Genomic DNA, 14,353 nt, shown 5'->3' with positions numbered 1-14,353 from the left:
ATAGACGCTGGATTTAGGTTCCAATAACCAATGCAAAAAGATGTGCGGAAGTGGCGGAATTGGTAGACGCGCTGGATTTAGGTTCCAGTACCTTCGGGTGTGAGAGTTCAAGTCTCTCTTTCCGCACCATATTCTTTCAAGTAGAATTAAAACACTTGAACTTACCTCTATTGCTGGAGTATCGCCAAGCGGTAAGGCAGCGGGTTTTGATCCCGCCATTCCCAGGTTCAAATCCTGGTACTCCAGCCATCTCTTCGAGATGTAGCTAAAAATAATATATACCTGTTTTGTAGAAGTATCGGAATTGGCAGTTGTCTTGATATAGACGCTGGATTTAGGTTCCAATGACTAATGCGAAAAGATGTGCAGAAGCATCGGAATTGGCAGTTGTCTTGATATAGACGCTGGATTTAGGTTCCAATGACTAATGCGAAAAGATGTGCGGAAGTGGCGGAATTGGTAGACGCGCTGGATTTAGGTTCCAGTATCTTCGGATGTGAGAGTTCAAGTCTCTCTTTCCGCACCATATAGTATAAGTTATTTCTCTTTAATTACCTGTTACCCTCTCAGTCATCTTCATTATGTTACTTCTTTCCTTTCTCATAGTAGGAAAAACAGTGTCAAAGTTCTTAGTATTCTTCCATGCATTAACAATTGTATGTATTTTTAATATTGCTTATGCTCAATCCAGCTCGGCTTGTTGAATTTCACACATAGAGTTATCACTTAAGCATTTCAGCTATTGCCTCCCCTACGAGCAATCAACCAAGGTTTCGTTTGACGCCTCTACCAATGGCATATACGCGATTGCGACCAACAATTCCACTAAATTAAAGTTTACTTGGCTGCTAAGTGAGGCTGCATTGATGGGGCTTACAAATAAATATGATTTGACTCCTCTGATGTTACTGTCTCAACTTTTTGACAGCTCCTACAACATACAAAGTGAAGATATACAAAAGCTCAGTACCAATCTTGCTCTCGTCAATGAGTCTAATATTTTCACAGCCATACCGGGAAGCAAACATATTTTTTCTTCAATTCGGGGAGCCGAGGCACAAACGGCTTATATTCTGAGCGCTCAGAGTAAAGGGCTACTAAAGGTTGAAGGGTATTTTGACATTGATATATTAATGTATGCTGTCGCAAAACTAACACTGAAATAGTATCACTTTTGACTTAATCCTGTATGGATTTGAGAGAGTTAACTTGGCACTACCTGCATTTGGAGTTTCTTAATTTAGAGCAACTCATTGGCATTTCTCTTACCAACGTGAACGAAGGCCACTTAGCGTTCATAGGGTACTATCGCGAAATTGTTGATGATACTTTACTCGCCTCAAAACAACCCAGTAGATTAACCAAATTGCTATAATCAAGAGCCATGAATTAGTGTACTAAATTAATAAAACCACAAATTAGTGCCAACCCGATGCTATGACAGGTGCTGAAAGCGCACTTTACACTCTTTTTGATTGCTAGTTACTTTGCCAAAGCTCAGTCTCTAGAGCTTTCCAGAAGGTATCTGTCGCCTTTAACTCATCGAAATCCATGTTTTCAAGACGAACCGTAAATGATGAATTTGAGTTCTTACTGTCTATTTTAAATTTAACCTCAGCATTGACCAAGTCATCATTGCCTTTTACCGCTGAAAAAGTAATGCTTTTGAACTCTACATTCGTCGCAGTAGCATAATTACGATGAAATAATCGGCCAATCTTAGGTAAATATTCCGCCTTGGAATGCTGAATTTGCTCATCAAACTCTTTGGCAATACCTTGATCAATCGCCAAGCCTACTGCGAGCCCTGTAGAGCCCATTGCCGCCACTAACATAGGACCTGCATCTGTCCCGCGGCCAGTATAGGTGGAATCAGGTAGCGTATCGCTCAAGTTAACCGTTGGAGTTGTAGTGCACCCTGTTAACATAACAGCGATGAGCAATAAAAGTGTTCTGAACATGGTAACGTAACCTTACTTGTAATTTGACCCCCGCCCTTCCCTGCTCCATTTGAGCAAATTTATGCGGTTAATAATCAACAACTCTGTTGCCGCTTTCTCACAAAAAAGACTTCGGTACTTAGATGAGAATAGTGCAGCATGTTAGTGGGTATCATACCGCTTTTTTGGGTCCAAGTAACAGGCTCAACCTCTTATTTATGCTCAGTCCTGCTCGTCACTTTTCAAGTTTAGCTCCAAATAACTCTAACTAGATCACTAAATTGAAACGTGGCACCAACATACCATTATTTAAGTTAAAGGTATGAAGTCAGTTATTTGTAAATTCCATATTGCGCTATTTTCAAGTAAGCTGCCAAAACGCAGAATAACCCAAGAAAGAGGAAAGTACCTTGGACAAGAGAATTGAACCTGAGCTACCAAGTATTACACCCGACTTAGATCAGGTCGAAGCTTTTAAAGACTCCCTCAAGCAACCGAATAACAAAACCAGCGCACCCAAGCCGGATACCAAACAAGACACCACAACAAATAAAAAAGTTGGTATGGTTAACTGGTTAAGCCTACTTTCTATTGTTGGCTTAGCTGCAGCGGGTGTAGGCCTTTACCAGCAAAACGCAGCGACTCAGGCCCAGCTACTCGCCTCAACTCAACGTATTGCCGAACTTGAACAAACCCTATCCGCCACAGATGAAGAAATGGACCTGTCTGCTGGTGCGATGCAAGCAAAGCTAACAGCACTCACTGAACGCACAGACGAGTTATGGTCACAAATGGATAAGCTTTGGGCGTCGGCATGGCGCAGAAACCAATCAGAAATCAAACAACTCGAAGCACAAGCAAATAATGCAGCCAAAAGCCAAACCAGTATGGCCACAACGCTCGAGAGCTTATCGCAAAGTCAAACCGAGCTGACGCTGAAGCTGTCTTTATTAGAAGAGCAACAACAAGCCGCAGCGCGCCTTAAAGACCAAATAGCCACACTCAACAGCAGTGTAGATCAGTTAAAATCGCAAGCGCAAAGCCGAGACTCAAAACAAATTGAGATTGGCGGAACCCTTGCCCAAATAGAAATGACGCAAACCGCACTTACAGAAAAGCTAGAGCGCTTGGAGCGAAAGGTAACGTCGGCAACGCCAGCGCAACCTCCTCAAGGCAATAATTAAACCAACTAGCTCAATTATGACTGTGTATGTAGGCCGTCTATAAACACAGTCAATGAAGAAAATGGCACGACCACAAGCGCTTTTGCTATGCGCTTGCAAACTCACTCGCCAGCTCGCTAAATATAACGTAAAATATCGTATTAACCTGAGGTTTGGATAAGAAATGAGCTAACTCCTTGTTTTTAAAATCACATTAAATTATTTCCTTATCTAGCCAGAGAGTTTTGGGGATAACAAGGCGAATTTACGCACCAATAGCTGGCTATTGGAAGTGAATTCAACGCAGTTAGCGCAAAAGCCGGCTGCTAGAAAGGCATTGATTGTCCAAAGATCAGGTTTATTACATTCCTATATTTGTTTAAGCGTAACCTTTACGCTTAAATAAATACACATTCCCTACTCCGGCATACTGTTTTGCTGATTGAGTATTTATTGCTTGAAGGCAACTATGAAAAAGACATTTGAACTAATTCACCCTAAAATCAAACTTGAAAGACGCGTTGACGCGGTTAAGCATGAGCTTAAAAAGTACCTTAAGCGCGAACGCAACAAAACCTTGCCTACAGGCGCAGATTATTGGGATTTTGACTGTAAGTTTGGAAACACTGAAGCTGAAGCTGAGCCAGTGCACGTTTCACAACTAAACAAGTTGATTGATAAAACACAAACCGAAAACCTCACTTCCTTCTATGTTGAGATTCTAGCAAGGCCTGGCTTTAGAAAATCAAACGACTTATCTGACGATGAGCTTGAAGACTAAACTAAGCCTCTGTTAGTGATGCTGAGCTCGGCGCAGCATCACTCCATCTTACAGACCATAATTTATCATTGCTCTGCAACTTACTGCCGCGCTTTAACTCAACTCTCTATTTAACGTCTCTTAAAACCCAACAATGCCGCACTCCTCTGTACAAATACCAAAAAGCAACGATGGTTTATTGTTCAAGCTGAAACAAAATTGCCAATAGCGTGATATAATCCTTCGTCAAATCTTTTGGTAGCGTTGCTGCCAGTTTAGTGAGAGTTAAAAAATGAACGAGTCGTTTGCTGCGATTGGATTGGTAAACCCTAAGTCGCCAACGAATGTAGGTGGTGTATTACGCGCAGCTGGCTGCTACGATGCCCAAGCTGTCTACTTTACTGGTAATCGCTACGCACGAGCCGCAAAGTATCATACCGATACAAGAAATATTGCCAGCAACATCCCCATTGAACACGTTGATGACTTCATCACTTTAAAAGCCCCCGGTCGCGCCTTGGTATGTGTAGAGTTGGTAGAAGGGGCAATCCCCCTGCCACAATTTGTCCACCCAGACGACGCATTATATATTTTTGGCCCTGAAGATGGCAGCTTGCCACAAGAAATCGTTGATGCCGCCGATGCCGTAGTTTATGTACCAACCACAGGCTGCATGAATTTAGCGGCAACAGTCAATGTATTGTTATACGACCGTATGGCAAAACGCTCAACGGGGTTTGATGCCAGTCAAATACTCGCCAGCCGAGACACCAATAACCGCCTAACGGTTGGGTGATGACGTTGTTAGGGCGGTAAGTTGAAAGACTAAACATCAGTGCCGCCCTGTTACTGGGTAGTGATTTGCATGCTTTAGGCTTTGTAAGTCATCAAAGCGCACGCCATGCTGCGCCATAACTGGACGTATTTTTTTACTTATTAATTGTCGAATATAAAACGGTTGATTCGGCACAAAGTGATGAATCGTATGCGTACGCCCAAAATCAAAACAAAACAGCTGAAACGGAAAAAACCAACGACTGGTGATCACATGAGTCTGCTCTAACACGTTACTCACGCCACCATAATAATGCATTGAAGATGTGACAAGGTTTAAAGACGCTGAGCGGATCATATTAGGCACAATCAGCACCACCATTAAAAACTCCGCAACCGCTAGTAATTCAGCTCCCCACATGGGTAGTTCAAATGGCTGAACAAATTGCAGCAGGTAGTAAGCAATCACACCATATAAAATCGCAAAATAAGCCGTGGCAAGCGGAAAGCCAGCATTAAAGACCCCTAAAAATTTAAACCCATTGATTTCTTTACCAAAACGTTTGGCATTAATTAATAAACCTAACAACCCGTCTGTAACAACCACGGCTCGCAACCAAGGGGATTGAATGCCATTACCCACTAGGCGCTCCTCTAGGTCTTGTTTAGTGCCAGACACTTTATGGTGATGTAAGTGGATCTTTCTACGATACCAAGGATTCACGGTATTTGGCCGCATTAGCCACACCGTCAACATCATAAAATGATATACAAATGGGCGGTCACTAAAATACTGTTTATGGATCAAGTCGTGCTCAAGTTCATGAGAAATAGAGGTAATAAAAGCCGCTAAGATAATACACAGCCACGAGGGAATAACGGCAAAATAATAAAGCGTCGCAACGCCAATTAGCGCACTTAACGACAACAGCAAAATCACCATCGCAATGCTATTTTGCTGATTTAAAATAGGATAATGCGTTCGAAGCAACTGCTCTTCAGCCTTAATCGCCAAAACAATCGCTTTAATGTTCTGTTTCGCCGTTAATGTTGGCATAGATAACTTAATTCACCTTTTGATATCAAGATCATAACGAAACCTCCTACTACCGTAGCAGCGACTTTACGCCGCGACAGCGGTTAAAACACAACACCCAATACCGAACTTCTATTAATTATCACCTATCTCGTATTGCTTCAAAATAGCCAACATATTCTCTGGAATTGGTGATTTTTGTCCTGTTTTCATATTAAACATCACCACATTCGCATACCCAGTTGTGCATACTGCTTGTTGCGATTCACTAAACGCCTCATAGCGCATGGTAAAGCGGTCTTCTTTGATATCGGTAATATATGAACCAATATGCAAGGTGTCTGGAAAGGTAACGGGTCGCTTGTATTGCGCGTAAGTATCGCGTAGAACCGGGCTATGGGTTGGTTCTGATAATACAGAAAGTAAGCCCGTTTGAGTTAAGAAATCAATTCGCGCGGTTTCAAAATAGCGAAAATACGACACATTATTCACATGCCCCAACGCATCCATTTCTCCCCATACCACATTCACTTTGGTGGTGATCGCAAACTTTTCGAAAAATTCCTGCATGATATTGCCTTTGATTATGGTTATTTAATTCAAGAGTAACAACTCATCGTACCAGCAACAAGGAGTATGCGATAAGTATATAAACAGCGCCAAAAAGAACTATAGAGCCAGCCTGCTGTGCCCTTGATAAAAGTTATCCATAACATTTTAGCACTCACCCAACTTTGGGACATCTTAAGTCGGATGATGATGTAACAGCAACAGCCGCTAACTCTAGTCAAAAACCCCGCCACTAAAGCCACAGTAAAAGATCACTAACCAAGAATACCGAACAAAAAATTGACACCTTTTATAGCACCAAAACCAGAGGTAAAAAGGTTATTTTTTAAATATTTTCAAAAGGTAAGCAAACAGTGGAGTAATATTTAAAAGCTTGGTTTAAAAAATGCATATGAAATCAAAATCAGAGTTAAACTTGAACAAATCACCAATATGAACAAAAGCACAAATACAGTCTATGTGTTGAGCGGTTACGCCAAATGCGCCATCACTCAGCAAGGAAAATACAAGCTCGGCAACAAACACTCAATCGGCCTGCTAACCACAGACGAAAACTATGAAGATAACATCGGTAACCTCAAAACCTTTATTAAAGATTTAGGTTGGGAGTCCATTACGTTTTGCATGGTTGAAACCGTTAACGATATTAACACCCTATCCAACGATGTTTTGATATCAAGCTTTCTTCGTGCTCAGCAAAATGGCCAGTCGTTAGTGGTAAACGACCTGCCTATTACCGTCCATTAACACGTAGGAGCGGCTTCACGCCGCGATCTTTTAATGGTTACCAGCTATAGCTACAAATCCACAACTTGTTTAAACCCAAGCGCAAAACAACTCGACACCGCACCAAGTAGGAGCGGCTTCACGCCGCGATCTTTAAATATTTGCCAGCGGCTACAAACAATTCGTAGCAGCGACTTGTCTTTTAAACCCAACCTTCAACTTTACCTCATGTCACTTCGCCGGTAAGGAAAAACCAGGGAGGTACACTATTTGTCGCCATAAATGGCGACTTTCGCAGAGGTTTGGTGTGAAGTCGCAGTTATTCGTCATTATAAGGGATCGCGGCGTAAAGCCGCTCCCACAAGCCAAAAAAAGAGCCAAACACGAGCCACCACCAAACCCACAACTTATTTAAACCCAAACGCAAAATAACTCGACACCGAACCAAGTAGGAGCGGCTTCACGCCGCGATCTTTCAATGGTCGCCAGTTGTAGCTACAAATCCACAACGTGTTTAAACCCAACAGCAGAACAACTCGACACCGAGCCAAGCAGGAGCGGCTTCACGCCGCGATCTTTTGATGGTCGCCAGTTGTAGCTACAAATCCACAACTTGTTTAAACCCAGGCGCAAAACAACTCGACACCGAACCAAGTAGGAGCGGCTTCACGCCGCGATCTTTTAATAGTCGCCGTCTGTGCCTACAAACAGTTCGTAGCAGCGACTTTATGTCGCGACTTATTTTTGAGTCCAGCCCTCAACTTTACCTCATGTCGCTTCGCCGGCAAGGAAAAACCAGCGAGGTATATTATTTGTCGCCATAAATGGCGACTTACGTAGAGATTTGGTGAGAAGTCGCAGTTATTCGTCGCTATAAGGGATCGCGGCGTAAAGCCGCTCCCACAAACCAAGAATAGAGCCAAACACGAGTCTCACCATATTCACACCCACAAAAAAGCCGCCCCTTTTGCAAAGGGCGGCTTTTCAAAATTTGCTAAGTCGCGCTAAAGCGCGACCAACAAACCCTTACGCATCGCGGTAAGTATCAACCGCAGGGCAAGAACAAATTAGGTTACGGTCGCCGTATACATCGTCGATACGGGTTACTGTTGGCCAGAATTTGTCTTTTGCTACGCTTGGTACTGGGAATGCAGCTGCGAGGCGATCATATGCACGGTTCCAGTCGTTGCTTAGTACGTCTGCTTGCGTGTGTGGTGCAAATACTAATGGGTTGTCTTCGATAGACCATTCGCCTGATGCAATCTTGTCGATTTCACCTTTGATAGAAACCATGGCTTCGATAAAGCGGTCGATTTCTACCTTAGACTCAGATTCCGTTGGCTCAACCATTAGTGTGCCCGCTACTGGGAACGACATCGTTGGTGAGTGGAAGCCATAGTCTTGTAGACGCTTAGCGACGTCCATTTCGGTAATGCCAGTGGCTTCTTTTAGTGGACGAAGGTCAACAATACACTCGTGAGCAACGCGGTCGTTACGGCCACGGTATAGAATTGGGAAGTGCTCGCTCAACTTGGCTGTTAGGTAGTTAGCGTTCACGATTGCCATTTCTGTTGCTTGTTTTAGGCCTTCGCTGCCCATCATCGCGATGTATGCCCACGAGATAGGTAGAATAGCCGCAGAGCCGTAAGGTGCTGCAGAAACCGCGCCGTTGCCTACGTTTGTACCTTCTACGTTGATCACGCTGTGGTTAGGCATGAATGGCGCTAGGTGCGATTTAACACCGATAGGACCAACACCAGGGCCACCGCCACCGTGTGGAATACAGAATGTTTTGTGTAAGTTTAAGTGTGATACGTCAGAGCCGATTGAACCAGGGCTAGTTACCCCAACCTGCGCGTTCATGTTTGCGCCGTCCATGTATACTTGGCCGCCGTGCTGGTGCACGATGTCGCATACTTCACGGATAGATTCTTCGTATACACCGTGTGTAGACGGGTAAGTGACCATGATGCACGATAGGTTTTCAGCTACATCTGCGGCTTTCGCACGTAGGTCTTCCATATCGATGTTACCGTTTTTATCACAGTCAACCACAACCACTTTCATGCTTGCCATTTGTGCAGACGCTGGGTTTGTGCCGTGCGCTGAACTTGGGATCAAACAGATGTTACGGTGGCCTTCACCGCGAGACTCATGGTACTTACGGATCGCGATCAGACCGGCGTATTCACCTTGTGCACCTGAGTTTGGCTGAAGTGATACTGCGTCGTAACCTGTGATGTTCACAAGCCAGTCGTGCAGCTCAGTCATCATGATCTTGTAACCTTGTGCTTGGTCGATTGGGCAGAACGGGTGTAGCTCTGCAAACTCAGGCCAAGTTACTGGAATCATTTCAGCGGTTGCGTTTAGCTTCATGGTACACGAACCCAATGAGATCATTGAGTGGTTAAGTGCTAAATCTTTGTTTTCAAGACGCTTGATATAACGCAGCATCTCGGTTTCGCTGTGATAACTGTTGAAGTTTGCGTGCGTTAAAATTTCGTCGTCGCGCACTAGGCTTGCAGGAATACCTGTGATGTTCTCGCCTGACACTTGTGCGTCTAGCGCATCTACATTTAGGCCGTGGTCGTCGCCTAAAATGATATCAAATAGCTCAGCTACGTCTGCACGCGTTGTGGTTTCGTTTACTGCAATTGAGTATTCGCCATTGTGGTTAAGGGCAAAGTTCACGCCTTTTGCTACTGCACGCGCCACAACCGCTTGTTTGTCAGCGTCGTCAGCTTTAACGGTAATGGTGTCAAACCACGTATCGTGCTTAAGTGCCACGCCTTTTGCTTTAAGACCCGTTGCGAGAATGCTTGCAAGGCGATTAATGCGCTCAGCGATGATCTTAAGACCTTGAGGACCATGGTAAACCGCGTAAAACGCAGCCATGTTCGCAAGTAGCACCTGTGCAGTACAAATGTTTGAGTTGGCTTTTTCACGGCGGATGTGCTGTTCACGAGTTTGCATCGCCATACGTAGTGCGTCGTTACCTAAACGGTCTTTAGACACACCAATAATACGGCCAGGCAGTGAACGCTTATAAGCATCACGCGTAGCAAAGAATGCCGCGTGTGGACCGCCGTAACCCATAGGTACACCAAAACGCTGTGCAGAACCAAGCACTACGTCTGCACCTAGTTTACCTGGTGCTTTAAGTAGCATTAAGCTCATGATGTCTGCGGCAACACAGGCAATCGCTTTTTTGTCTTGTACTTGTGCGATTAGGTCAGTAACGTCAACCACTTCACCTGATGTTGTTGGATACTGGAATAGCGCGCCAAAAATGTCATGGTTAGCAGCGTCGCTAGCAGGGCCTACCACTACTTCAAAGCCAAATTGTTCAGCACGTGTAGATACTACGTCAATAGTTTGTACGTGTACGTCGTCGGCAATAAAGAAGATGTTTGCTTTTTTCGCTTTAGATACACGTTTTGCAAGCGCCATTGCTTCTGCCGCTGCGGTGGATTCGTCAAGTAGTGATGCACTGGCAAGATCTAGGCCGGTAATGTCCATGGTCAGCGTTTGGAAGTTAAGTAATGACTCCAAACGACCTTGCGCAATCTCTGGCTGGTAAGGGGTGTAAGCGGTGTACCAACCCGGATTCTCAAGTACGTTACGTAAAATAACATTAGGTACGTGAGTTGGGTGGTAGCCTTGACCGATGTAAGATTTGAAAACCTTGTTTTTGCTTGCTACTGATTTTAGGTAGCTTAGGGTTTCCACTTCTGTGCGGCTTTCACCGATCTGTAAGCCCTCTTCTAAACGAATTGAAGCAGGTACAGTTTGACCGATCAGCTCTTCAACACTAGACACTCCAAGAGCGTTTAGCATCTCGCTCACCTGTGCCGGGCTTGGCCCAATATGGCGGCGGATGAAATCTTGCTTTTGCTCTAATTGTTCAAGAGATTTGGCGTTTGACATTAGTCCAGGTTCCTATGATCCAAATGAAAAAGGTGAATACTGTTTTTATCTAAATGAGATACCTTGGTAACGGCAGTATTCTAAAAACATTGGCATGACACTGTCATACCGTGAGCAAGCACCCTTGCCCAAAAAGCAACAATAAAAGCCCCTAAAAAGGGGCTTTTATTGATATCAACAAATTAGTCTTCGTCGATTGAATTTGCGTAGCCTTCAGCGTCTAGTAGATTGTCTAGCTCAGACTCATCAGACGCTTTAATACGGAACAACCAACCGTCGCCGTACGCATCGTTATTTACAGTCTCAGGTGCATCTTCTAGCTCTTCATTTACTGCAATGATTTCGCCACCGATTGGTGCGTAGATGTCTGACGCTGCTTTAACAGACTCTGCAACTGCGCAGTCTTCGCCCGCGTCAACTTCATCGCCTACTTCTGGTAATTCAACGAATACCATGTCGCCTAGAAGTTCTTGTGCGTGCTCAGTGATACCTACTGTGTACTCGCCATTGCCTTCAGCGCGAACCCACTCGTGTGAAGTAGCGTACTTTAACTCGCTAGGAATGTTGCTCATTTTTTTGTTCCTTTGGTCGGTTGTGGTGTCACCCCGTGAGCGACACCAATGTTATTCTTAAAATTAGATAATTGACTTGCCGTTACGAACGAAGCTTGGCTTAACTACTTTAACATCAACTAGCTTCTTACGCATTTCAACTTGTGCAGTCTCGCCAACTGAACGAGGCACACGCGCAAGCGCTACACTAAAGCCTAAAGTCGGTGAGAATGTACCAGATGTAATCACCCCTTCGCCACCTTCTACGATAACTTTAGAGCCACCGCGCAAAACACCTTTGCTTTCTAGCACTAGGCCTACAAGCTTGTCAGTGCTCTTTTCTGCACGTTGTTTAGTGATAGCCGCACGGCCGATAAAGTCACGTTCCTCAGGCTCCCAAGCAATAGTCCATGCCATGTTCGCCGCAAGCGGAGAAACTGTTTCGTCCATGTCTGAGCCGTAAAGGTTCATGCCCGCTTCTAAACGTAGCGTATCACGCGCACCTAGGCCAGCAGGACGCACACCTGCGTCTAATAATTTTTGCCATAAATCTGCGGCAGCATCGTTGTGTACAACAATCTCATAACCTGCTTCACCAGTGTAACCTGTTGTTGCAATAAATAAGTCGCCAGCTTGTACACCAAAAAACGGCTTCATGCCTGCCACTGCTGCTCGCTGTTGTTCGTCTAGAATAGTAGCTGTTTTCGCAATCGCATTTGGGCCTTGTACCGCAATCATTGCGTATTCAGGGCGCTCTGTAACTGTCACGTCAAAATCTGCTGCTACTGCATTGATGTGTGCAAGGTCTTTTTCGCGCGTTGCAGAGTTAACAACCATGCGGTATTGCGTTTCAGTGAAGAAGTAAATGATAAGGTCGTCAATCACGCCGCCCTGCTCGTTTAGCATGCCTGTGTATAGCGCTTTACCAGCCACAGTGAGCTTAGCTACGTCGTTGGCAACTAGCTTTTGTAGAAATGCTTTTGCGTCTACACCTTCGATATCAACAATCGTCATGTGTGAAACATCAAACATGCCCGCATCTTGTCGCACCGCGTGGTGCTCTTCAATTTGTGAGCCGTAGTTGATTGGCATTTCCCAACCGTGGAAGTCTACCATTTTTGCGCCAGCTTCTAGGTGCTTAGCGTGTAGTACTGTTTTAGAAGTCATACTTATCCTTCACTTTTTTACTCAGCCGCCATTGGTTGGGCGCTGAGGGGGTTATTGTTATCGCGCTTACGATAACTGCACGGAATTTATGAAACGAGTTTAAAACCAGCGTCAGTGAGCGTTGTTTGCCATTTGTCTAACACAGCAGCTTGCGCAATCAACTGATACTGTTGCTGTTCGTCCACCAGCAAGGTCGTAATAAATACTTCACCACTTTGCTTACCATAGCAGGCATTTTTGTCTGATATTCTAAGCCCTGGTGTTAATGTAAAGTCGTTAACTAAACGCTCAAACGCAAGCTCACCGCTTAGTGTTGCCGCCACTAAGTCGTGACGACGTACCAGTTCAATATCAAACTCGTCAGCGTGGCTATCTATCAGTGTAGCCAGCTCTGCGGCTGCGCTTTCGCTCACAACAAAACGGTAAGCCGTTTCACTAAAGTAGTACACGGCGAAATTTTCGCCACTGTCTAGCTTGCCTTGAAAACCCAAGCCAGGCGCCATTAACTTATTTAAATTAAGTGCAAGAATTTGGCTGAGGAAAGGAGTGGTCTCAAAGCCACTGAAATCAAGTACCACAACAGCATCAGTGGGCATGTAATGGTTTTGCGCCGGAACACTGCCCTGACGGTGCTTTGCAAAGATAATTGGCGTAACGCTCATGGCACGACCTTAGTGAAATTTCGATGAACAAAAGTATAAGGATGCGCAAACTCAACAACAAATTGTATTTACTTATCAATTGATAAATAATATTAATGTACTTGGGTTTTATAAATAGTATTTCCTTATATGAAAAACTTATCAATCGACGGACTAAGAACGCTGGTCACTGTAGTAGATGTAGGTGGCTTTGCTAAAGCTGGAGAGTTACTTGGCCTTTCTCAACCCGCTGTAAGCTTGCAAATCAAAAGGTTAGAAGACTTGCTAGGCTGCAAGCTGTTTAAAAAACAGGGCCAAAGGCAGGTGTTGAATCAATATGGTGAGCTACTTTTGCCTCTAGCCAAACAAATGCTGCAGCAAAACGATGCAATTATTCAGCAATTTACCTCTGAAAGCGTTACGGGCCGAGTGCGTTTAGGTATTCCCAGCGAATTTGCAGCAAGGATCTTACCGTCGATTATTGGCGATTTTGTTTCTTTATATCCTGATGTGGCGCTGGAAGTTAAATCAAGACTGAGTAAACACTTACTTTCTGTGGTAAGGCAAGATCAATTTGATTTGGTGCTAGCGCTCAATGAAGAGCTGAGCTCGTCCAAGTACCCAGTGTTTATGCAAGACCAGCTGGTCTGGGTTGGCGATTTATCGCTCGCGCAGCAGTCGGTTGTTACCTTAGTCACCGCGCCAGAGGGCTGTATTTACCGCCGCCGCGCTATCGAGGCGCTGCAGCAAGCTGGATTACAATATCGAATTGTATACAGCAATGCCGACTTAACTGGCCTTACCGCCGCCTTAAAAGAGGGGCTTGGGATCACCGTGCTGGCCAAAAGTACAGTGCCCGCAGAGCTGCCTTATCAGACCCAAACCCAAGTATTACCCGAACTCGGCCAGATAGGCATCAGCCTTGTCAAAAACACCCAAGAATCCGCCCACGCCGTTGATAAACTCGCTGAGTTTATCGCATTGAGGCTAGGTTAAAAGCTCGCGATGTAAAATCGCTCCTACCAGCAACGCAGAATTCATGTAGGAGCTGCTTTACGCGGCGAAGTTGTTGAAATGTTCGCGGGGTGAACCCGCTCC

At 44.7% G+C, this 14,353-nt stretch carries 13 protein-coding genes and 3 tRNA genes; 9 read left to right on the top strand and 7 right to left on the bottom strand.

What is annotated here, in order from left to right; translation table 11 throughout:
- Nucleotides 1-44: 44 nt before the first annotated feature.
- From CEX98_RS21895 to CEX98_RS23385, 4 genes are all read left to right on the top strand, one after another.
- Nucleotides 45-129: transfer RNA gene (locus CEX98_RS21895), tRNA-Leu, on the top strand.
- A gap of 45 nt (nucleotides 130-174) precedes the next feature.
- A tRNA-Gln gene (locus CEX98_RS21890) sits at nucleotides 175-249 on the top strand.
- Nucleotides 250-441: 192 nt separating this feature from the next.
- Nucleotides 442-526 (top strand) — tRNA-Leu (locus CEX98_RS21885).
- 340 nt (nucleotides 527-866) lie between these two features.
- On the top strand, nucleotides 867-1,166 hold the full coding sequence (locus tag CEX98_RS23385) for a hypothetical protein (RefSeq protein WP_242441784.1): 300 nt from the start codon (nucleotides 867-869) through the stop codon (nucleotides 1,164-1,166).
- A 312-nt stretch (nucleotides 1,167-1,478) separates the two neighbouring features.
- Here CEX98_RS23385 and CEX98_RS21870 read toward each other — a convergent pair whose 3' ends face one another.
- On the bottom strand, nucleotides 1,479-1,961 hold the full coding sequence (locus CEX98_RS21870) for a hypothetical protein (protein WP_099644106.1): 483 nt from the start codon (nucleotides 1,959-1,961) through the stop codon (nucleotides 1,479-1,481).
- A gap of 389 nt (nucleotides 1,962-2,350) precedes the next feature.
- On the opposite strand from CEX98_RS21870, the gene CEX98_RS21865 reads away from it, so the two are divergent.
- The 3 genes from CEX98_RS21865 (at nucleotide 2,351) to CEX98_RS21855 (ending at nucleotide 4,659) form a co-directional block, all read left to right on the top strand.
- The gene (locus CEX98_RS21865; protein WP_099644105.1) at nucleotides 2,351-3,124 is read left to right on the top strand and encodes a hypothetical protein; all 774 of its coding nucleotides are present in this window, start codon (nucleotides 2,351-2,353) and stop codon (nucleotides 3,122-3,124) included.
- A gap of 448 nt (nucleotides 3,125-3,572) precedes the next feature.
- Entirely contained in the window at nucleotides 3,573-3,884 is a 312-nt protein-coding gene (locus CEX98_RS21860) for a DUF6172 family protein (RefSeq protein WP_099644104.1), read from the top strand.
- Nucleotides 3,885-4,155: 271 nt separating this feature from the next.
- Nucleotides 4,156-4,659 (top strand): RNA methyltransferase, encoded by a 504-nt coding sequence (locus CEX98_RS21855; protein ID WP_099644103.1) that lies wholly within the window; start codon nucleotides 4,156-4,158, stop codon nucleotides 4,657-4,659.
- 36 nt (nucleotides 4,660-4,695) lie between these two features.
- On the opposite strand, the gene CEX98_RS21850 is transcribed toward CEX98_RS21855, so the two are convergent.
- Together CEX98_RS21850 and CEX98_RS21845 are read right to left on the bottom strand one after the other, a co-directional pair.
- Entirely contained in the window at nucleotides 4,696-5,694 is a 999-nt protein-coding gene (locus CEX98_RS21850) for a fatty acid desaturase (protein ID WP_099644102.1), read from the bottom strand.
- A gap of 114 nt (nucleotides 5,695-5,808) precedes the next feature.
- A complete protein-coding gene (locus CEX98_RS21845; RefSeq protein WP_099644101.1) occupies nucleotides 5,809-6,243 on the bottom strand; it encodes an acyl-CoA thioesterase in 435 nt (144 codons plus the stop codon).
- A gap of 432 nt (nucleotides 6,244-6,675) precedes the next feature.
- On the opposite strand from CEX98_RS21845, the gene CEX98_RS21840 reads away from it, so the two are divergent.
- Nucleotides 6,676-6,990, top strand: coding sequence for a hypothetical protein (locus tag CEX98_RS21840; RefSeq protein ID WP_099644100.1), 315 nt, complete (start codon nucleotides 6,676-6,678; stop codon nucleotides 6,988-6,990).
- A gap of 1,005 nt (nucleotides 6,991-7,995) precedes the next feature.
- On the opposite strand, the gene gcvP is transcribed toward CEX98_RS21840, so the two are convergent.
- The 4 genes from gcvP to CEX98_RS21820 form a co-directional block, all read right to left on the bottom strand.
- The gene (gcvP, locus tag CEX98_RS21835; RefSeq protein ID WP_099644099.1) at nucleotides 7,996-10,896 is read right to left on the bottom strand and encodes an aminomethyl-transferring glycine dehydrogenase; all 2,901 of its coding nucleotides are present in this window, start codon (nucleotides 10,894-10,896) and stop codon (nucleotides 7,996-7,998) included.
- Between the two features lie 182 nt (nucleotides 10,897-11,078).
- Nucleotides 11,079-11,468, bottom strand: a complete 390-nt coding sequence (gcvH, locus tag CEX98_RS21830; RefSeq protein ID WP_099644098.1) for a glycine cleavage system protein GcvH — start codon at nucleotides 11,466-11,468, stop codon at nucleotides 11,079-11,081.
- Between the two features lie 63 nt (nucleotides 11,469-11,531).
- Complete coding sequence (gcvT, locus tag CEX98_RS21825; RefSeq protein ID WP_099644097.1) at nucleotides 11,532-12,614, bottom strand: glycine cleavage system aminomethyltransferase GcvT; 1,083 nt, start codon at nucleotides 12,612-12,614, stop codon at nucleotides 11,532-11,534.
- Nucleotides 12,615-12,700: 86 nt separating this feature from the next.
- Nucleotides 12,701-13,276, bottom strand: a complete 576-nt coding sequence (locus CEX98_RS21820; RefSeq protein ID WP_099644096.1) for a hypothetical protein — start codon at nucleotides 13,274-13,276, stop codon at nucleotides 12,701-12,703.
- 129 nt (nucleotides 13,277-13,405) lie between these two features.
- On the opposite strand from CEX98_RS21820, the gene CEX98_RS21815 reads away from it, so the two are divergent.
- Nucleotides 13,406-14,251, top strand: coding sequence for a LysR family transcriptional regulator (locus CEX98_RS21815; protein ID WP_099644095.1), 846 nt, complete (start codon nucleotides 13,406-13,408; stop codon nucleotides 14,249-14,251).
- Nucleotides 14,252-14,353 lie beyond the last annotated feature (102 nt).

It is taken from the genome of Pseudoalteromonas piscicida (assembly GCF_002744175.1).
GTDB lineage: Bacteria > Pseudomonadota > Gammaproteobacteria > Enterobacterales > Alteromonadaceae > Pseudoalteromonas > Pseudoalteromonas piscicida_B.
This window is presented reverse-complemented; position numbering and strand designations above follow the sequence as displayed.